Origin of the sequence: Nonomuraea sp. NPDC050227, assembly GCF_044459705.1 — a bacterium.
Lineage (GTDB): Bacteria > Actinomycetota > Actinomycetes > Streptosporangiales > Streptosporangiaceae > Nonomuraea.
Genome location: NZ_JBITJF010000001.1, coordinates 312,434 through 331,636, shown reverse-complemented (window position 1 = coordinate 331,636; position 19,203 = coordinate 312,434). Strand labels below are relative to the sequence as shown.

Below are 19,203 nucleotides of genomic sequence, written 5' to 3'. Positions count from 1 at the left end.
GGCCGCATCCAACCTCGATGCCGCCACATGCCCACGACGGGTGACGATCTTCCATCCCCGCCCCTCGCATTCTTCGCACCTGACTGGAGTTGTCATGCGGCAGAGCATGAATGGACCAACCGTTTATACATATCCCACGGCGATATACCGCCGAGGCATATAGAGTCCGCCGCACAGCAATGCACAATCTCGGAGTACGAGTTCCGGAGGGTCGCATGCGCGCGAGTGGTTTCCAGCCGATCAAGCTCCCACCATCGGTATGGGAACGCGACGATATGCGAGAAAGCCTGAAAAACCGCGACATCGCGGGACTGTTCCGCCTGGTCGCCAAATACGGCGGAATCAGTCAGGTCCGCATCGCATCAGCAACCGAAATCGCCCAGCCCCGCGTCAACAAGATCTTCAACGGAACGGCCGGCCCCATCGAAGAACTGGCCGTCTTCGAACGCATCGCCACCGGACTCGGCCTCCCCGACCACGCCCGCATGCTCCTGGGCCTGGCCCCACTCGACACCGCGTCCCCGACAGGCGACCTCGACGACGAGCACCAGGAGCAGACCAACGAACTCACCGCCCGCCTGGAGGCCGCCGCAGCCGTCGACGACACCATGGTCATGATCCTGCGTACGGACACCAACAACCTCCGCCTCCAGGACCGCCGACTCGGCAGCATCGCCATCGCCGACAAGATGCACGCCCAGATGGCCCAGATCGAACGAGCCCACCGCCACGCCGTCCGCCCGGGCATCCGTACTCAGCTCGCCCACCTACTTGCAGAAACAGCTTCGCTGGCCGGCTGGCAGGCCATCAACACCGTGGCGCTCAACGACGCGTGGAACCACTACGAACGCGCCAAGGCCGCCGCCCGCGAAGCCGAGGATGCCGCAGTCCTGGCCTACGTCTCCGGCGAACAGGCATACGTCCTCACGGACCTGGGCCGCCCCGCCGAAGCCGCCGAACTCCTCCAGCACATCCACGCCACCCACCGCGACCGCGTTCCGGCCCGCCTCAGAACATGGCTCGCAGCGGCCGAGGCCGAAGCCGCGGCCATCCTCGGCGACGAAGACGCATGCCGCCGGGCACTCGACCAAGCCGCGGCCGTGTTGCCGGATGGCGACGGAGACCCGGACATGCCCTACCTGTCCATCAACGTCCACCACTTCGCCCGCTGGCGCGGAAGCTGCCTGCTCCGCTTCGGCGACCCCAACACGGTCGAGGACCTACGCTCATCACTCGCCGGAATGGACGGCACCTACAACCGCGCCGAAGCAGGCGTCCGCTGCGACCTCGGCCACGCCCTGCTCGCGGCCGGCGAACCTGAAGCAGCACAGCCCCACATCCAGCGCGCCAAGCAGCTGGCCACGATGACCGGCTGCCGCCGCCAACGCCGCCGCATCGAAGAACTCTCGCGAGCGGTCAACCGCGCTCTCGGCCGTTGAGCCGCTGTTGGGCTTGAAGCAACCCGATCAGTGTCCCGGACGTCCAGATGTCCCCGCGGGCGATCATCTCGGGGATCTCGGCCATCGGAACCCACTCGATCCGATCGGCCTCCACCTCACCCTCAGGCTTACCGACCAGCTCGGCGCCATGCACCAGAAACAGGATGTGCTCGGAGTCCACCATGCCGGCCATCGGCTGATAGCTCACCAGATGCTCGACCCGCTTCGGCCGATACCCGGTCTCCTCCTCCACCTCCCGCACAGCGGTCGCCATCGGATCCTCGCCGGCCTCGACCAGCCCGCCGGGAAGCTCCCATCCCCACCGGTCGAACACGAACCGATGCCGCCACATCAGCAACACCCGATCTTGCTCATCCACGACCACGGCGATGGCAGCCCGGTCCAGATGCACCACATGATGCTCGAACCGCTCCCCACCCGGGATCTCCACATCGGCCATCCCGAGCCGGATCCACCGGTTGTCGTAGATCAACCGCTCGCCATGCACCACCCAGCGCGTCAGCTCAGCGTCATCAGCCACAATGCGAAGCTACCGCCTTACGCATCCGAGTTACACGCCCTTCTCGTCGATAACAGAGATGCGCCAGCACACTTGGCGTTGCAACGCCGCCGTGGCCCGCCGATGACGGGGCGTTCTCTGCGCCATTCAAGGAGTACTCCTCTAGTGGGTGACTCGCCGTGCGTCCGAGCGGCCAACAAGCCTTGCCGCTCTCCACAGGTCACAGCCCGTGCTGCCTTCGCGTCTGAAACAGGGGCGAGGCAGCATGCGGGCTGGCGTCAGGTATGAACACTCAACACTGCTCGGCATCCTGGAGGTTAGTCACAGGGAACGTCATCTGAGTCGTCAAACTATGATTCGCTGTTGACCGATCGAAGTGGGCGGCGATTCCTCCGCGCGTTCGACAAGAGATCGCCAATTACCTCTTGAATTTCCTCTAGGGTCTGCACGAGATCGTCCTCGCCGAGCTTTTCCACTTCTTTGGGATCAAGATCGGAGAATGCCTTAGCTGCCTTTTGAATGCGACCATAGAGCTTATGTCTCCGCTCGCTTACAAGCAGTTGAGGGTTGGCTTCAATGGTCTCGGTGACAATCTGCCGGAAAGCTTCATATGCTTCACCAGACTCCGACTGTGCTGGGGCGTTCTCGATATCAGTGAGATGTTCGGCTACTTTCTTCTTCACGTCTTCGGGAAGCTCGATGATCTGACCAGCAGGAGTCTTCACGGTACCGGAATCGATAGCTCTGCGTAGTAGCGCAACATGCTCAACTCGGCGGCTTTCGGCAGTCACAGCTTTGCGAAGATCGGGCGTCTGTACGATGGTCTGCGCTAGCCTCGCCTGTAGTTCGACATCGTCTTGCATTCTGTCTGCCAGGGCGGCGCGAGCAGCCTCCGCTGTTTTGGGATCACCGAGAATCGCGGTGCGCAGAGCGGCGGGATTCTCGGCGACTCTAACGGCCTGATTGTAACTTGTGCCAGCTATCTCGGCCTGTAGCGCAATGCTCTCTCGCCGATCTGAACTCTGCTCGTACTTAGTGAAATACTCGCCCCACAAGCCCGGTTCTGGAAGCTCAATCTCCTGTCCAGGAGTAAGCAAGCCCGGAGATGGCACAACGCCCGCTTCCGCAGCGCGCTCCCAGGCTCGGTAGAATCGCATGACACGAACCGCAGAGGTGCCAGCCATAAGCGCGAACTTTTTGGCTGATATTTTGTCCTCACTCGACGCCTTATGCGTCGCCTCAACATTTTGCGGCTGAACACATCGAGCTACCATCAACCCAAACATCCACCCGCCTGAATTCGCGTAGGAGCCAAAGCTGCGAGCGTCTTGCTCCACTGTGCTATAGGATTCTTTAGACCGCATTCTCAAACGTAGATCTTCGGGTGGAGTGCCAAGCTCCTGTGCCAGGAGCTTAAGAGTCTCCGGATCCTCACCAGCAACTTTTACGATCTGAGCGACTGTCTTTCCCAACCCTTTCGAGGGAGGGGTTGTCAAGAAGGATTCGAACGTAGTGTGCTCGACCTCTTCGCCCCGAGGCGTCGTGAAACTGCGCCACGAGCCCTCCTCCAAGACTCTCCGGATCAGGTCAGGAGCCGTGTCCAACCCGTTGAGGGTGGAACGGAGCGATGAGCTGAGGGCATTGACCAGCACGGCGTTCCCATCGGGTGTCCTCACTGTTGTACCTCCTCCAGCCACCGATCCAGCATCTCGACTCGTCTGAGAAGAGAGTCCATCGTGGCGGTCGTGGTTGTGTCTCCGAGAGCCTGGTTCATCTCAGCATGAATGTACTGATGGAGCTTGCCTGTGGCCAGGTTCAACCTGCCGACCTTACGCTTGATCAACGTCCGCACGTCCCGCTTCTTGTCCGCCAGCGGTTCGTGTCCAACGTCGGGCCGGCGAGGTTCGGCTACGGGTTGGGAGGCGCCGGCAGCTCGCAGGAGGAGGGCGACGAACTCCGGGGTAGTGCCGCGAGGCGCCGCGGTTTCCGCCCTGCTAAGAACGCTCTTGGCATAAGCCATTTCTGAAGGAGTGATTGCTTCGCCGTTTGCGATGGTGCTGTGATGGCTAGCTTCCGATGATCCCACGATCTCTATCGTCGGAAGAAGAGACGGAGGCTCGTCAGAGTCTCCATCATCCTGCATATCTCGGACGCGTTTCTCCTGATCAGCAATAACGGCGTCGACAGTCTTTTCGATATCCTGTGCGTATGTAAGCAGAGGCTGGATAGAAGGTATGAAAAGACGTGCTGTAGTTTCGTCGTCGTCTCCCCGCAGGCGGACAAAGCGTCCTACTACCTGAATGAAGAACATTTGAGTCCGGATGCGCGATGCGTATACTCCTACTGTGAGTCGAGGAATATCGACGCCTTCTGCGACCATCTGAACGGCTACGATCCATCGGCTTTCTGAGGCGGCAAAACGCTTGATTACTTTGGACGCCTCAGGCTCATCCGAAACGGCAATAGCCGGACGTTCTCCAGTGATCTTCTCGAGAATATCGCAGTAAGCATACGCGTGGTCCTGATTGCTGGCGATGACTAGCCCACCCGCATCTGGAGTGTCGAGGCGAGTCTGTGTCAACGCCGCATCAGCTGCGCGCAGCACGGAGGGAATCCACTCCCCTTGCGGATTTAGGGCAGCCTGGAGTGCGGGTGGGACAGTCTTTTCGTCCGTGTCGACCAGGGCGATAGACGTTACGGCGAGCTCTCCGGACCGTCGCCATTTGGACTCTCCGTCCATGGCAGGGAAGACCGCTGGACGTACGACCCCCCCATCGGTGAGTGCCATGCCATAGTCGTAGTTGTAGCCTGCAACTGCCCTGTTGCTTTCGTACTCTACGAAAGGAATCGGCATGCCATCCGTGCGAAACGGCGTTCCTGAGAGCAGAAGGCGACGAGTCGCCACCTCGAAGGCCTCTTTCAAGGCCGGACCCCAAATTTGCCCGTCGCCTTCGCCCGCGTGGTGGATCTCGTCGAAGACCACTAGTGTTCGGCGATTCGAACATAGCCTGCGCCAGAGGAGCGGAGAAGATGCAACAGTTTGATAGGTGACCACTACGCCGTCGTAGTCCGCGCCGACGACGGTGTTTGCGTTGACGAAATTATGGTCGAGCTGGATGCCTTTTTTGGCAGCGGCCTCCGACCACTGTCGGCGAAGATGGGATGTAGGGACGATGACCACGAGGTTGTTGATAGTGTCCTGGTCGATCAGGTCCTGCGCGATAGTCAAGGCAAACGTTGTCTTGCCGGCCCCGGGCGTGGCGACTACGAGGAAGTTTCCATCAGTACCACCGTGGCGGCCGTGATACCGCTCACGAGCCTCCTGCTGCCACTCTCGTAGCCCGAACGCATCTGCCATGGAACTTGCTCCCTTTTTCAGATTGCATTTCGGACAGAGGGCCTGCCCATTTGTCACATCCGTCCGCCCGCCGTCGGTCCAGGCCTGGATGTGGTCACCGTGCCACCCCGGTCCTAGCTCCTGCCCGCACGAGGTGCATCGCCCGTCCGCTGCCAGGTACAGGGCTACGCGTTCGGAACTGTTGAAGGCGCGCCGCGGATCTCGGGCCTCGCCCGGCAAGGCTTCTGCCATAGCTCCGGAGGGTAGCGGCGCGGTACGACATTTTGGTGTCGAGTTACAGAACTGAGTCGACAACGAGCAGTCGGGAGTTGGATATCTGCAGCTAGTGAAGGTGCTCGCCGCATAGTAGGCGAGAGAGGGGAAGGGGTCCAGGCCGAAGAGCCAGTCAGGTGTCCGACGGTGTTACCTGCCGGAGGGTGGTTCAGCCTGCTTCGCGGCGATCTGGGTATGGCTGGCCACAACCCTACGACGCCACAGGCGGCAGCCTGACCAGCGCAAATACTCTCAGTAGATCATCATCTAGGTCGAAGTGCTCCACTCGATACCATTACGGGTAAACCAAAGTGCCATGGTCGGCGTCCTCTGTAGAGCCTGTAGCCCTAGGAGGATCACGACGTGGTCGCATCGAGCGTTATGCCCGCTTTCGGCGCAAATGGGCATCTCCCTTGCGGTCGCTTCCAGATCGACATGGACATGGCTTATGAGCTTTTAGTAGCGGATCAGCGGTTCGCTACATCTGGAACGCGCTCTGACCTGTGGGACAAGCTCACGGAGTACCTTCTTCTCTTTGATGAGCCTGTGCGGCTGAACCCTGGGGCGTCGCTCGGGCGACCCATCATCCGCCACCTGTGGCTTGCTGGGAGCTTTGTCAGCACCAAGATCGATCCCAGCGACATCGACCTCACTGTCTTCACCGACGCCGAGGTGATCGCGGCGCTCAAGTCGAAACCAGGCGCTAAGTGGATCACTGAGGCGTTCAATCGAAGGAAGATCCAGCCCGAGTTTCGTCTAGATCCTTACCGGGTGGACTATCGCCCCGTGCCGCATGTCTTCCAGCTCAGGGGTATGAGTCCTGCTGAGCAGGAGTACTTCCGCGATCGAGGCCGATACGACGACTGGTGGCAACGACGGCACCCACCCGGAACGATGGACAAGCAAGCCCCCACGATAGATTCTTGTGTTCCAGCGAGGGGATACCTGGAGGTGACCCTGTGACCGGCGACTGGCGACAACGAGCACGCGAACGGGTTGGCGTCAAGGTCGAGGCGCGCATGCGTAGCCTCATGCAAGATGAACCCCTCACCTCCGATGAGTTCGACACCGCGATGCGGCGCAACCAGTTGGAGGCCCTCCAGGATGTCGAGCCCTCCGCGAGACTGGAGGAGGAGCTGACCCTCAGATTGATGAGCGAAGAAATCCCTGAGGGCCTACTTCTGGTTGGGACTGCGGATCCAATTCTGCGGCGCCTGCAAGACATCATTACTGCTGCAGCTTCCACCAAAGTACAGTTGGGCTTGGTGGGGATTTCGCGCGGGAGTACGGTCCTCCACCTCTGTCCTGTGTATGCAGAATCGCTCAGGACCGATGAGGTCCCAGAAGCGCCGGCTTCTAGCGATGTCACTTTCACTTTGTCGAGCGAAGAGACTGGATCTTCGGTAGATCGTGCGATGCATGACCTCATGCGGCTCGTGGAAGCAGCTGAATCTGGGGACGATCTAGAGGCCTCGCCGTCCATGCTTAAAGCCTTTGAGGACCTTGTGACCACTCTTGATAAGAGTGGTATTGACGTTGACCTGGGCTGGCACGCCGACACGGGAAGTGTGCGCACCAGCAAGCTTACGTCGGCAGGTCGTCATCACATACAGAGCCGCATGCGCCCTCAGGTTCGTAGAGAAATAAAGGTCATTAGAGGCTTCGTGACTGAAGTAAGCGCGCCATCGGGTCAAGGACGACTGACCGTGAAGTCTTCGATGAACCAGAGACGTGGCGGCCGTAAAGTAGAAATAGATAGGAGTGAGCTAATTGATCTCGGGCTCGCCTTTGGTGAGTGGATAGAGATTAGCGTAACGGTCGAGCAGAAGATTGATGCTCTGACGGCTAAGCGCGAATCGAAGAACGTATTTCATGAGTTGATTGAACGCCGGCGTCTCTAGCTTATTCCTTAACAACATGTGACTCGTCTCAGGGCGCCTCTCCGGCCAGAGCCTGTTGGTCGCGGGTCTGTTGCCGAATTTGGCTTATAAGGGATCAAGCGGCGGCGCGGCGCGCCGCCGTACCCCGGCCCTCCGCCCGCCCGCCGTCCGGGCGTGCGGCCTGGGGGCCGGTCCCGGACGGCGGCGGGACACCGGGCCGGGCACGGCACACCGGCCCCGCCGTATCGACCTGACGCGCCGGCCGGGGTTGCCGCGCCGCCACACGGATGCAGCCCTTACGATCGCCACGGTGTGGCTGGCCCCATAAGTGCTTGGGGCGATCGACGATCCAGGGTTCGTTCCTCACCCTGGCTCACTGAACAACGTGGCTGATCGTCGTAGCATGAGCCCTGTACCGGCGGGCGACAGGGCGAGGATCAGAGCACCTTCAACGCGTGGAACACGCCGAGGAGCAAGGCCACAGAACCTGCAAAGGCGCCCCCTCCGGCCATAAAGCACTGGGAGATGCTTCCTTCGTCGATAGCGACCAGGATGCCCGTAGTTTCTCCGACGATGGTGCCGACAAGTGCGGCAATCAAGATCAGAAGCGCCCTGCGGGAGATGTCGGTCACGCTTTCCTCTTCTCGGCTCTGACTACCCAGGAGCCCTTGACCGCCTCGATCAGGACATAGCTCCGCCTGGGTAGCATCCAAATGGGCGCCGAGAAGGCGCTTCAGCGTGCGACTACAGTAGCCACGCTGCTCGTCTCATGGACGAGGCAACTACATACTAGGACAATCAAGATCCGCAGAGAAGTTGGTTTTGTGCGCTGGTTTGCAGGTCGAGCGATCGGCCTCTAGCTGCAGGCTCCCGGGGTGTTGGTGGCTGGCTCTGCCTCACGGGATATACGCGGGATGAGCCTTCAGTACAAGAGACGCGCGGGAGCCGTATTCGCAGGTGGGCGGCATGATGCAGCCCTATACGTTGGCCCGCTGTAAAACCGTCGGCTCAGCCTACGCAAGTTCGAACCTTGCACCTGCCACACCAGCGGGAAGAGGCCCGTCACCAGCGGAAACGCGGTGACGGGCCTCTCGCGTTGTGTCCGGCCGTCCACGAGTGGCGCCGGCTCTCTATGGTTGATCGTTCCCTATGCATTCCTTAGTGATCATGGTTGGTGGACTGCGGCGCTCAGGATGTGTCTGCAGCGACACTGGCTCCCATAGTGTGCGCGTCCACCTCAGGAACGGAGCGTCACAGAGCTCTTCGGAAGGAATCAGGCACCCTGGGACGGCACTGCAGCTACTTCGGCAGCACTCGTGCCGCCCTCTACGCGCTGGCATTGGGCGCGTGCTACTGCGCCCGACCCTCTGCGTGATCAACGAATCGTCGGCACCGAACCGGCCAAGCTCGACGCCACCGGCTACCGGCCACTACGTTGCTTCGAACGCGTCGTGACCTCGTCCTTGTGATGACTGAGCAGGGCGGCCAGAGGCGCGCTCTCGCTCGTGGGTACCCCGCGATGGAACCGGGCTATTCCATGCCAATGTTCCTGCAACGGTCCCGAAGCCAAAGGACGAAATCGAGATCACCATCTGTGTGTCGATTTCCGAAGTCGCCTGCACGGGTGGCCGAAGTCTCGTGCGCAACAAGGCGACGGTCGGGAGGTAAGACCTCGCCATCTCGGAGATGATCACGAGCCGTGTGATCACGGCCCGGGCAGGATGCTCCTGTGAACTCTGTCCTATGCGGCCTCGCTATCAATCCAGCCCTTCTGCCCGATCTGGTCGACCGGCTGATCGCGGTTGCCGACGTGCCCATTCGGCTACCTGGGGCGCTCGGCACGCCAGCGTTGAGCCATGTGGAGACGGCCGCATGACGTAGGGCGTAGGGGACCTCCATGAGGGGCGACCGGGCTTCGGACGGTTAGAACGCTCGTGCTCTGGCTGCGTGGAAGACCTTGAGGGTCGGCGATGTCCTGGCCACCGGCCTCCGACGTTTCCGGGTTCGTCTGCGCGAGCAGCTGGTGCCGGTCGATGACCTCGCGCCGGAAGATCTTTTCGGGTTCCGCAGCGGCCCTGGGGGTGGATGCGGCCGTGCTGGCCTCATCGCCGGGAGGTGAGGGGGGCGCTGAGGCCGCCTGAGGGCCGTGCGGCGTTCGGGGCCCGGGGTGCGTGCCCTTGCGTCCCGTCGGGGCCTTCGGCGGCGGCCACCTGCGCGAGCTGCGTGATCTGGTGGCTGATGCTCGCGTCTCTATCGCGGGTCGAGTACGCGCGTCATCCAGATCGAGTTGCCGTGTTCGACGTCCTCGTCGATGCGGTCGCTTCGGTGGAAGCCGAGTTTCTCAAGGACGCGGAACGAGGGGGTGTTCCACTCCCGCACAGTGGCCCAGAGGCGGCGACGTCCTGTTCGAATCGCGGCTTCCAAGACCGCACGGGCGGCTTCTGTCGCATAACCATGGCCGTGAGCTCGTTGTGCCAGCTCGTAGGCGATCTCAGGTTCGTCGAACGTTCCCTGGCCGACGGTCAATCCGCAATACCCGAGGAACTCACCGGTGTCGCGCAGCTCTATGGCCAGCAACCCGAGCCCAGGAGCCGCCGTCAGCGGATTGTCAACGAGCCAGCCGCGGACGTCCTCGACCGTCGGCCGTCCCTCGGCGTCGATCCGCCGGGCCGCAGGCACTCGCGGGTCCCGCTCGAACCACAACCCGCGGAACTGCTCTGCGTCCGACGGCACCCACCGTCGCAACCGCAGCCGCTCGGTCACCAGCTCCGCCGGAAGATCCTCATATGTCCTCATCCCGACCAACCTAACCCAAGGCTGGTCAACCTCGGACGGAGACGGGGGCACGACGAGCATCCGTACGAAAGGTCCTGTTAGCGGGTGGCCACAGCTAACTATTTGATCTTCCGCTCGTCCTGCTTGCCGGGCCAGGCGGCCAGCCGCAAGAAGCGCGGATCTGTCGGCGGCCGGCCGGTCCTGTGATCCCGATCTCTACAAGCAGCGCAAGGTCACGACCACGTCAAAGGCCACTACCCGTGACGGGTGCGGGGTCTTCTCGATGTACGGCGACCGCTCACCCTGGTTCCCGTGAGAGTGAGTCGACGAGTGTCTCGGCTTCTGACTGGCTCATGTCTTCGGTGCTTCGCGCAAGAAAGACGGCCTCCTTCCGGTTGCCGGCCTCGATCAGCTTGCGAATCCGGGTAGGTAGATCGCTGTCGTCGAACACCGGGAAGCCCGGCAGGACGCCACCAGCGCGCAGAACCCGTGTGACCTTCACCGCGGTGGGCCAGGACACCTGGGACTCCTTTCGGATCAGTGCTACAGCCTCGCGGATCCTGTCTGCCTCGATGAGGTCATGGGCCCGAACCTGAACATCGACAGGGGTCATGAAGTCCAGGCCGACGTAGATCCGCGCTACCTTGCGCTGTCTTGTCCACCGGCTGATGACGATCCCGAGGATCGACAGCAGCAGGGCGAGGAGAATCGAATTCGTCGCGTCCAAGCCGAACATGCGGTGATCGTAGTGAGAGGCACCGACAGATCAGAGCTTCGTGCGTCATGCCAATGGTGTGAGCGGCCTTGGTGATTCCGGACAGCCGTGCAGAGCATGGCCGATGCGGCTGCTGGGAGCTCGCGTATGTGGTTGGCGACGCTGCGCCGCGCGGAGGTCCAGAATTCGACACCGAGACGGGCGAGCGCGCTTTCGGCCTGACGGCCCCGTCCCACGGAACTCGGCGCCCGACCGCTTCGAAGTAGGCTAAAAGCTACCTCGAAGTGATGGGGTTCCCTCACTGTCCAGAGATTCCGGAACGCGTACCGTCTCTTGGCATGCACCAATCGGCGGCACTGACCGCGCTGCGAAGGTCCCCCATCCGGTTCCCGTTCACGCGCTGGCCCTGGATGTCGCTGATGTATCTGTCGATCGGCGCCGCGCTTTGGCTCGTGACCGTGCTGGCCTTCGCGTTCATCGGCACCATCCCCTACTGGGCGCACGGGCTCGCCAACGCTGAGCGCCGCCTGGTAAGGCTGGCCGGGTACCGGCCGATCGCCGGCCGGTCTCCGGGTCTGCCAGGTCTGCAAGAGCCGGTGCTGTGGCGGGAGGTCTCCTACGCACTGGCGCACATGCTGATCGGCTTCATCTCATTCGTCATGCTGATCGTGATCGCCGTCTTGGTCTTCACAGGGGTCATAGCGATGCTCGTCATGGCGGGCGTGGACGCGCCGCTGAGCCCGAACCACACGGAACTCCCGCTTCTGGCCCTGTTGGGAGTGGTGTTGCTGGTCGTTTCGCCTTACGTGGTGACGCTGCTGGCCAGTGTGCAGGGTGCGCTGGCCACCGCACTCCTCTCGCCTCGGGTGGAGGAACTCCAGACGCAGGTGGCGTCCCTGGCCAGGGCCAACATCGCCGAACTCGACCGGTTCGAGGGGGAGCGGCAGCGGATCGAACGCGACCTGCACGACGGCACCCAGCAGCACCTGGCCACTTCGGCGATGCGCCTGGGCATGCTCGAACTGGAAGTACGTGAGATGTTCCCGCCAGGGCCGAAGCAGGATTCGGCGCTGGAGTCGCTGGAGGCGGTCAGGAGAGAGAACGAACTGGCGCTGGACACGTTGCGCGACGTCGTACACGGGCTACGGCCACGCACGCTGATCGACGACGGCCTCGGCGCCGCCCTGCGCGAGCTGGCACGCCGCGTACCCATCAAAACCACCGTCGACGCCGAGGGCGTCGGGCGCTTCTCCCTGCCGGTGGAGTCGTCGCTGTACTACATCGCCAGTGAGGCCGTCACCAACGCGATCAAGCACGCGACGCCGGACCACATTCACATCGAGCTGGCACAGACTTCTGACAGGATCAGGCTGACGGTGTCCGACGACGGTCTCGGTGGCGCGAACTCGGCGCACGGCACCGGAATGGTCGGTATGTACGAGCGGGCCGTCCTGCTCTCGGGCGAGCTCATCATCGACAGCCCACCGGCCGGGCCGACCAGGATCACCGTCGACATCCCGCGTCCGTACTGATCAACATGACGCACAATGGCACCATGCGTGTAGTGATCGCCGAAGACGCGGCCCTGATGCGGGAAGGCCTGGTAGCACTGCTGCAACGCTTCGGCCACCAGGTCGTGCACGCGGCCGAGGACGCGGACGAACTGCTGGAGGCCGTCGCCGATCACCGGCCCGACGTCGTGATCACCGACGTGCGGATGCCGCCGCGCAACGTCGACGACGGACTGCGGGCCGCACTGGAGATCCGCGCCGAGTATCCGGACATCGGCATCCTGGTGCTGTCGCAGTATCTCGGTGACGCCTACGCGGCCAAATTGATCGCCGAGCCCGTGAACGGGCCTCGCCGCGGCGGCGCCGGCTATCTCCTCAAGGATCGCGTCGGCAGGGTCGCCGACTTCATGCAGTCCCTCGACGTCATCGCGGGCGGCGGCATCGTCATCGACCCCAAGGTCATCGGGCATCTCATGTCCTCCGGGCGCCCGCACGCGCTCGACACGCTCAGCGAGCGCGAACACGAGGTCCTGGGTCGGATGGCGACCGGGGAGAGCAACGCCCACATCGCCGCGGGCTTGCACGTCACCGAGGGCGCGGTCGTCAAGCACATCGGCAATGTCTTCGCCAAACTGGGCCTCCAGGCCCAGGACGGCAATCGGCGCGTCCTGGCGGTCCTCACCTACCTCCAGGCGGCTCGGCCGGAGGGTCCCTGATCAGCTCACCGGCCCGGTTCGATGGCACCGCGACGACGGCGGAGGCCGCGTCAGGCGCGTAGCCCGTGCGGCTGCTCACGGGGTGAGGGGAAGATCGTCACCGGCCCGGGAGAAAGCCTCGGCGGCGATGGTTTCATCGGGAGTTGCCAAGCCTAGCCGTGGCGATCACGGCGTCGCGGAGTGACTTGTCTCCGCGGCGACGTCCTGGTCCGCGATCCACATGCAGCCGCTGTCGGGGCTTTCGGAGAACTGGATGACCGCGTCCAGACGGTTACGAGTACGGGTCAACGCGGCGATCTGGGCATCGATGCGACTGCGCTCGGCGGCGAGCCGGGCACGCGACTCCGGAGTATTGACCTTGGCCTCGACACAGGGCAGCAGTTCGGCAATGGTCCGGCTGGACAGACCGGCCGCGTAGAGCGTCTGGATCAGCTGGACACGGTCAGCCGCCGACTCGGGGTAGTGGCGCTGCCCGGAGTCGCTCCGGTACGCGTCCAACAGCCCCTGCTCTTCGTAGTAGCGCAGGGCTCGCACGCTGACGTCCGACCTTGCCGCCAACTCGCCGATGCGCACCGTGGCCTCCATCACAAGACTTGCCTCTGACGTCAACGTCAGGTTTTAGCCTATCCGGCATGCAGATCAACGGAGCACATGTGCTGGTGACCGGGGCCAACCGCGGCCTCGGACGGCGATTCATCCTGTCTCTCCTCGACCGCGGCGCAGGCAAGGTGTACGCCACTGCCCGCCGCCCGGAGCTCATCGACGTACCGGGGGTCGTCCCGCTGCGCCTCGACATCACGGATCCGGCATCGGTCGCCACCGCGGCGGCAGCGGCACCTGACGTCAAGATCGTCATCAACAATGCGGGAATCTCGACCGGGGCGAATCTGGTCACCGGGGACCTGGACACGATTCGCCGCGAGATGGACACCCACTTCTACGGCACCCTCAACGTGATCCGTGCCTTTGCGCCCCAGCTGGCCGACGGCGCGATCCTCAACGTTCTGTCCGCGATCTCGTGGCTCGCCTACGACGGCGCAGGCGCGTACCACGCGGCGAAGGCCGCTGAGTGGGCGCTCACCAACAGCGTCCGGCTGGAGCTGGCCCACCAGCGCACTCTGGTGACGGGCCTGCACCTGGGCGCTGCGGACACCGACATGATGGCCTGGTACGACGGCGACAAGAGCGCCCCCGAGGTGATCGTCGCGGCAGCCCTCGACGGTATCGAGGCGCACCGGCCCGAGGTGCTCGCCGACGGCTGGAGCCGCCAGGTGAAGGCATGGCTGTCCGAGGACCCGAAGGTCATCTACCGGGAAGCGGCGGCCGCCCTCACGGCCTGATCCGCTGCCCCTGTAGGTCACCGCACTCGCGGCCGTGACATTTCAAGCGCGCCCGTACGTTGAGCCGCAGTCGCCGGCAGGGTGATGCAGCGGGACCAGAGCGAGGCGAGCTGACGCCGCCGCATCGTTGCCGGCGCAGGCCGGCCCGATGACGAATCTCATCCCCATCTGGGGATCGGCCCATTCGGCAGGCCACCGGTCAGGGCTCCGGCCGCCTCGGCCTCCTCGTCTTCGCTGTCCGTGCAAGACGAGCGACGATGGTCCTTCAGAATTCCGGAAATCTCAGCAATCCCCGGAAGAACCGCCGATCCCAGGAAGTCAGTCCGAGGTCCTGCGGCTATGGCCACGCTCAACCGCTCAACGAACACAGGGGGTATTTCACGGCACCACGAGCATTTCCACGAGCCCGACCGCGGATCCCTTGTCACAAGTCACTTCCAAGTGTGACTGCAATGGCGTCCGCCACCGTGTTCGTGGTGCCGGAAGCGCCGGCACGAGCGACCGATTCGAGGGACGTAATCCGTGTACAAGAAGGTGCTCGCCACTGCGGCGTCCGTCATCCTGGCCCTGGCCCTGACTCCCGCAGACCCGGCCGCCGCGAAGCCGGTCGTCTCGATCGTCGAGGGGTACTCCGCAACGGTCAAGGAGAACGACAGCAGCTTCTTCTGCCCCCAGAACGAGGTGTTGATCGGCCGGGCGCACCATGGGGACGAGAACGGCTACACCACGTACTGGTGCGGCAAGATCTGGATCGACAGGACACAGGTCGCCGTGTCCACGAACCACTACCAGCTGGTCGACCCCGAGACCTACTCGTGGTTCGAGGCTCCTGAGAGCAACGCCATGGTCGGCCGCGAGCACGACGGGGACGAGAACGGCATCAGCGTGGCCTACTTCGCCATGCTCACGTATCTGGGCAGGCCCGTGACGCTGGTCAACAAGCGCTGGTCGGAGACCTACACCGAGGAGTCGCACGAGTCGAAGGCGAACCCGGGCGAGATCATGACGGGACGCAAGCACTTCGGCGATGAGAACGGCGACACCGAGTACCAGTACGCCGTGGTCACGTACTACTGACCGATTCGCCACGGAGAGGGCCCGCTGGGCGCTCGCGTGGTGGCGGCGCTGGACGATCTTCACTCCATGGCCCGGTACGAGCTGGGCTGGATCTGACGAACCTGTACACGAATCCGGCTCCTGGACATCGACCTGTCCGTCCCGATCCGTGACAATCACTCTGTGCGTCTCTTGTTGAAGTCGGCCTTGGCGGGGTCAGCGGTAGGGTTCTTACTGCTGCTCCTCCTCCACTGGCCGACTCCCGATTCGGATTCCGAGATCAAGCTGGCAGTGGCATTCGCGCTGGCGCCCTTCCCGCTCAGCATGGTGGCCGCGCTGCTTGCTCGCCTGCCTGCCTGGCCGGCCGTTGGGCTGCTGGCGCCCTTCGCCATGCTGGCGGTCGTCCTCATCCAGCCGGACTATGACCCCTGGGTGCCTGATGGGAATCTCTCGCTCTACCTCTCCATCGCGGTCCCTGCGGTGACCGGCTTCACGCTCACGGCCCTGCTCTGTGCGCTGCTCTTGTCGAAGGCCGCGGGCTCTCCAGGAGTGGACGCAGCGTAGAGCACGTGTAGAAGGCCGGCCGCCGTGTTCGCCGTCCCCGACGCCCCTGCGGTCACCGGCTCCTCAGAAGGCAGAACCAGGCTTGTCCGGCTGTGCCTGTCCGGTCGGTGTGTCGCAGAACTCCTGCTTGACGAGGGCGTCCACGAGCGTCAGGAAGTCCTTCGCCGAACCTCTGGTGGCCGAGTCCAGCCAGGTCACCGAGGCGGTCAGGGTCTTGCTGCCGTCGGGCGAGCTGTACATCAGCGCGCCGTAGCCGTGCGGCGGGCTGCCGTTGTGCTGGTAGACGGTGCCGCAGCCGGGGCCCAGGTCCTGCGCCCAGATGCCGAGGCCGTAGTCCTGCCTGGGGATGGACGTGGGGATCGCCGTGCGCATCTCGGCCAGCAGCGGGGCGGGAAGGAGCTTGCCGCCGTTCAGCGCGGAGAAGAACGTGGCCAGGTCCTGGGTGGTGGAGATCAGGTCACCGGCGCCGGTCAGCAGGGACAGGTTCTGGTGGGAGAGGTCGATCACGCGGTCCTTGTACTGGTAGTAGCCGTGGGTGTGCGGGCCGGGCAGTGCCGTCGTGCGGTTGCCCGCCGCGAGGGTGCCCCGCAGTCCGAGCGGGCCGGTGATGCGCCGCTTCAGCTCGGTGGCGTAGGAGTGGCCGGTGACGTTCTCGATCAGCAGCAGCGCCACGGTGTAGTTGGTGTTGGAGTAGCTCCATTGCGTCCCGGGTTCGAAGCGCGGCTTCTTGGACAGCGCCAGACGTACCAGGTCTTCGGGCTTGTAGCTGTTGAACCGGTTGGGCACCCATTCGTCTCCGTTGGCGGGGATCCCCGGTTCGTCCATCGTCCCGTCGGGGTTGTACTCGCCGGTGTAGTTGAAGATCCCGCTGGTGTGCCGCAGCAGCATCCGTACGGTGATCCGCTCGTCCAGCCCGTAGCCGGGCAGGTAGTCGGCGGCGGGACCGTCCAGCTCGATCCTGCCCTCGGCCACCAGCTGCAGCACCATGGTCGCGGTGAAGGTCTTGGTGATGCTGCCCGCCCAGAAGCTCCCGTCGGCCGGGGGCTTGGCGGCCGAGCCCAGCTTGCGCACCCCGGCGCCGGCGGCCCAGTCGCCCTGCTGATCGCGCACGCGTAGCTGGATCCCGGTGAAGCCGGCGTCGACGAAGGCGTTCATCGCCTTGCGCAGCTCCGGGCGATCCTGCGCGCTGGAGGCGGCCATGGCGGAGGTGGGGGCCATGGTGGGGGTGGCGGCCACGGCGGGGGAGGCGGTCCCCGCCAGCACCGCCGTTGCGAGCGCCGCGACGGCCGTGCGCCGGCTGATCGTCGTGTTCATGATGTCCTCGTCTCTGGGGGCTTGGTCGCTGTTGTCAGTTCGCGGGCCGGCCGTCGCCGAACACCTCGGCGATGAGCCGCTGTGTCGCCTGCTGGAAGGCCGCCGCCTTGGACAGGGCGGCGTCGTCCACGTAGGTCACGGAGGCCGTCATCGTCTTGCGGCCGTCGGGCGTGCTGTACATCAGGGCCGCGGAGCCGGCCATGCCGCCGTTGTGGTGGTAGACGGTGCCGCCGTTCTCGCCCAGGTCCTGCTCGAAGATCCCCAGGCCGTAGCCGATCTTCGGGTCCGGCTTGCGCATCTCGGTCAGCAGCTCGGCGGGCAGCAGCCGGCCGCCGTTCAGCGCGGAGAAGAACGCGTGCAGGTCCTGGGTGGTCGAGATCATGTCGCCGCCGGCGGAGATCCAGGAAGGATTCTGGCTGGTGACGTCCACCGTGTGCTCCTGGCCGCCGTCCTCGTACCGGTAGTAGCTGTGGGCGTGCGGACCGGTGATCTCCGTGGAGGTGCCCGGCGCCTCGGTGCCCGTCAGTCCCAGCGGGCCCAGGATCAGCCGCCGCAGTTCCTCGGCGAACGAGCGGCCCGTGACCCGCTCGATCAGCAGCCTGGCCAGCACGTAGTTGGTGTTGGAGTAGCTCCAGTCCGTGCCCGGCTCGAAGCGCGCCGGCTTGGACAGCGCCAGCCGGACCAGTTCCTCGGGCTGGTGGGTGTGGAACCGGCCGTCCACCCATTCCTTGCCCGACCACGGGATTCCCGGCGCGAACGTCCCGTCCTCGTAGTACTCGCCGGTGTGGTTGAAGATCCCGCTGGTGTGCTGCAGCAGCATCCGTACGGTGATCCGGCCGTCCAGCGCGAACTCGGGCAGGTAGCCGTCCACCGGGCTGTCCAGTCCGATCCTGCCCTCGGCCACGAGCTGCAGCACCACGGTCGCGACGAACGCCTTGGTGGAGCTGCCGACCCGGAACCGTCCGTCCGCCGGCGGCTTCTCCGGTGAGCCCAGCTCGCGCACCCCGGCGGTGCCGACCCACTCGCCGCGCTCGTCGTTCACCCGCAGTTGCATGCCGGTGGCCACCCCGGAATCGACGTACGCCTGCATGGCCTCCTGCAGTTCCGGGCGATCCTGCCCGGCCACGGTGCTCGCCGCGCTCACCTCGGGCGCGGCCGGAGCGGTGTCGAGGGCCGCGCTGATCTTGCGGGCCATCTCGGTCATGGTGGGGCTGGGCCTCCCGTGGGCGGCCGCTTCGACGGCGACCAGGACGGTGCGGCGGAAGTTGTCGGCCTCGGCCGGTGCCGACTTCGCGAGCAGGCTCATGGAGGCGTTCAGGGCAGGCAGCACCTGGTCGGCGAGTTCGGCCACGGTCCTGCCGTACTTCACGCCCTTGGGCGCCTTGGCCAGCACGTGCCCGACCAGACCGGTCGCGGACGTCAGGGCGACGGAGCCCTCGGCGGCGGCCTTGTGGGCCGAGCCGGCGGCGCCGGCGGCGGACATCAGCGAGACGGCGCCCCAGGCGGCGGTGCGCAGGGTGAGCTGGTCCTGGTCGGTGAGGGCGATGGGCATGGCGGTGCTCCTTCGGGTTGCTTCTGGCTTGTCGGCGACGAGGTCCGTTGGCGACGACAGGAACGCTACGGCTGTTGCCACGGCGTTGGCAAGTAGTTGCCAAAATCAATTGCCGAGCCCGCATGGGCCGAGCACTGGCGCTAGGCAAGAACTTGTCTAAAGTGAGGCAAGTGAGCTACCCTCCGGACGTCGGACGACGTCAACCGCTACC

Annotated in this window: 17 protein-coding genes and 1 pseudogene; 8 read left to right on the top strand and 10 right to left on the bottom strand. The window is 64.2% G+C overall.

All coding sequences use genetic code 11. The features are described 5' to 3' along the window. The first annotated feature begins 215 nt into the window (after nt 1-215). On the top strand, nt 216-1,439 hold the full coding sequence (locus ACIBK9_RS01855) for an XRE family transcriptional regulator (protein ID WP_397154418.1): 1,224 nt from the start codon (nt 216-218) through the stop codon (nt 1,437-1,439). On the opposite strand, the gene ACIBK9_RS01850 is transcribed toward ACIBK9_RS01855, so the two are convergent. The 4 genes and pseudogenes from ACIBK9_RS01850 to ACIBK9_RS01835 all read right to left on the bottom strand — a co-directional run. Beyond that, nucleotides 1,417-1,947 (bottom strand): NUDIX hydrolase, encoded by a 531-nt coding sequence (locus ACIBK9_RS01850; RefSeq protein ID WP_397155884.1) that lies wholly within the window; start codon nt 1,945-1,947, stop codon nt 1,417-1,419. The two genes, ACIBK9_RS01855 and ACIBK9_RS01850, sit on opposite strands and share 23 nt — an antisense overlap. A gap of 362 nt (nt 1,948-2,309) precedes the next feature. Continuing rightward, nucleotides 2,310-3,296 (bottom strand): hypothetical protein, encoded by a 987-nt coding sequence (locus ACIBK9_RS01845; RefSeq protein WP_397154416.1) that lies wholly within the window; start codon nt 3,294-3,296, stop codon nt 2,310-2,312. A 335-nt stretch (nt 3,297-3,631) separates the two neighbouring features. Continuing rightward, nucleotides 3,632-5,317, bottom strand: coding sequence for a DEAD/DEAH box helicase (locus ACIBK9_RS01840; protein WP_397155882.1), 1,686 nt, complete (start codon nt 5,315-5,317; stop codon nt 3,632-3,634). Between the two features lie 18 nt (nt 5,318-5,335). Next, nucleotides 5,336-5,548: pseudogene (locus ACIBK9_RS01835) on the bottom strand (HNH endonuclease); the annotation flags it as partial. Nucleotides 5,549-5,932: 384 nt separating this feature from the next. Here ACIBK9_RS01835 and ACIBK9_RS01830 point away from each other — a divergent pair. Continuing rightward, nucleotides 5,933-6,532 (top strand): DUF6932 family protein, encoded by a 600-nt coding sequence (locus ACIBK9_RS01830; protein WP_397154414.1) that lies wholly within the window; start codon nt 5,933-5,935, stop codon nt 6,530-6,532. Continuing rightward, complete coding sequence (locus tag ACIBK9_RS01825; protein ID WP_397154412.1) at nt 6,529-7,470, top strand: hypothetical protein; 942 nt, start codon at nt 6,529-6,531, stop codon at nt 7,468-7,470. Before ACIBK9_RS01830 ends, ACIBK9_RS01825 begins: the two co-directional genes overlap by 4 nt. A gap of 416 nt (nt 7,471-7,886) precedes the next feature. On the opposite strand, the gene ACIBK9_RS01820 is transcribed toward ACIBK9_RS01825, so the two are convergent. From ACIBK9_RS01820 to ACIBK9_RS01810, 3 genes are all read right to left on the bottom strand, one after another. Next, complete coding sequence (locus ACIBK9_RS01820) at nt 7,887-8,081, bottom strand: hypothetical protein (protein WP_397154410.1); 195 nt, start codon at nt 8,079-8,081, stop codon at nt 7,887-7,889. Between the two features lie 1,618 nt (nt 8,082-9,699). Next, nucleotides 9,700-10,245: a GNAT family N-acetyltransferase gene (locus tag ACIBK9_RS01815; protein ID WP_397154408.1), complete on the bottom strand. Its 546-nt coding sequence runs from the start codon at nt 10,243-10,245 to the stop codon at nt 9,700-9,702. 277 nt (nt 10,246-10,522) lie between these two features. Then, the gene (locus ACIBK9_RS01810; RefSeq protein WP_397154406.1) at nt 10,523-10,960 is read right to left on the bottom strand and encodes a hypothetical protein; all 438 of its coding nucleotides are present in this window, start codon (nt 10,958-10,960) and stop codon (nt 10,523-10,525) included. A 317-nt stretch (nt 10,961-11,277) separates the two neighbouring features. On the opposite strand from ACIBK9_RS01810, the gene ACIBK9_RS01805 reads away from it, so the two are divergent. Together ACIBK9_RS01805 and ACIBK9_RS01800 are read left to right on the top strand one after the other, a co-directional pair. Beyond that, a complete protein-coding gene (locus ACIBK9_RS01805; protein ID WP_397154404.1) occupies nt 11,278-12,471 on the top strand; it encodes a sensor domain-containing protein in 1,194 nt (397 codons plus the stop codon). Nucleotides 12,472-12,494: 23 nt separating this feature from the next. After that, the gene (locus ACIBK9_RS01800; RefSeq protein WP_397154402.1) at nt 12,495-13,166 is read left to right on the top strand and encodes a response regulator; all 672 of its coding nucleotides are present in this window, start codon (nt 12,495-12,497) and stop codon (nt 13,164-13,166) included. Between the two features lie 165 nt (nt 13,167-13,331). Here ACIBK9_RS01800 and ACIBK9_RS01795 read toward each other — a convergent pair whose 3' ends face one another. Further along, nucleotides 13,332-13,739 carry a MerR family transcriptional regulator gene (locus ACIBK9_RS01795; RefSeq protein ID WP_397154400.1) on the bottom strand — a complete coding sequence of 136 codons (408 nt, stop codon included), beginning with the start codon at nt 13,737-13,739 and terminating at the stop codon, nt 13,332-13,334. Nucleotides 13,740-13,798: 59 nt separating this feature from the next. On the opposite strand from ACIBK9_RS01795, the gene ACIBK9_RS01790 reads away from it, so the two are divergent. The 3 genes from ACIBK9_RS01790 (at nt 13,799) to ACIBK9_RS01780 (ending at nt 16,126) form a co-directional block, all read left to right on the top strand. Next, nucleotides 13,799-14,506 carry an SDR family oxidoreductase gene (locus tag ACIBK9_RS01790; protein WP_397154398.1) on the top strand — a complete coding sequence of 236 codons (708 nt, stop codon included), beginning with the start codon at nt 13,799-13,801 and terminating at the stop codon, nt 14,504-14,506. Between the two features lie 522 nt (nt 14,507-15,028). Next, nucleotides 15,029-15,583 carry a hypothetical protein gene (locus ACIBK9_RS01785; protein WP_397154397.1) on the top strand — a complete coding sequence of 185 codons (555 nt, stop codon included), beginning with the start codon at nt 15,029-15,031 and terminating at the stop codon, nt 15,581-15,583. Nucleotides 15,584-15,745: 162 nt separating this feature from the next. Next, complete coding sequence (locus tag ACIBK9_RS01780; RefSeq protein ID WP_397154395.1) at nt 15,746-16,126, top strand: hypothetical protein; 381 nt, start codon at nt 15,746-15,748, stop codon at nt 16,124-16,126. A gap of 63 nt (nt 16,127-16,189) precedes the next feature. Here ACIBK9_RS01780 and ACIBK9_RS01775 read toward each other — a convergent pair whose 3' ends face one another. Together ACIBK9_RS01775 and ACIBK9_RS01770 are read right to left on the bottom strand one after the other, a co-directional pair. Beyond that, the gene (locus ACIBK9_RS01775) at nt 16,190-17,440 is read right to left on the bottom strand and encodes a serine hydrolase domain-containing protein (protein ID WP_397154393.1); all 1,251 of its coding nucleotides are present in this window, start codon (nt 17,438-17,440) and stop codon (nt 16,190-16,192) included. A 34-nt stretch (nt 17,441-17,474) separates the two neighbouring features. Continuing rightward, nucleotides 17,475-18,992, bottom strand: a complete 1,518-nt coding sequence (locus tag ACIBK9_RS01770) for a serine hydrolase domain-containing protein (protein ID WP_397154391.1) — start codon at nt 18,990-18,992, stop codon at nt 17,475-17,477. Nucleotides 18,993-19,203 lie beyond the last annotated feature (211 nt).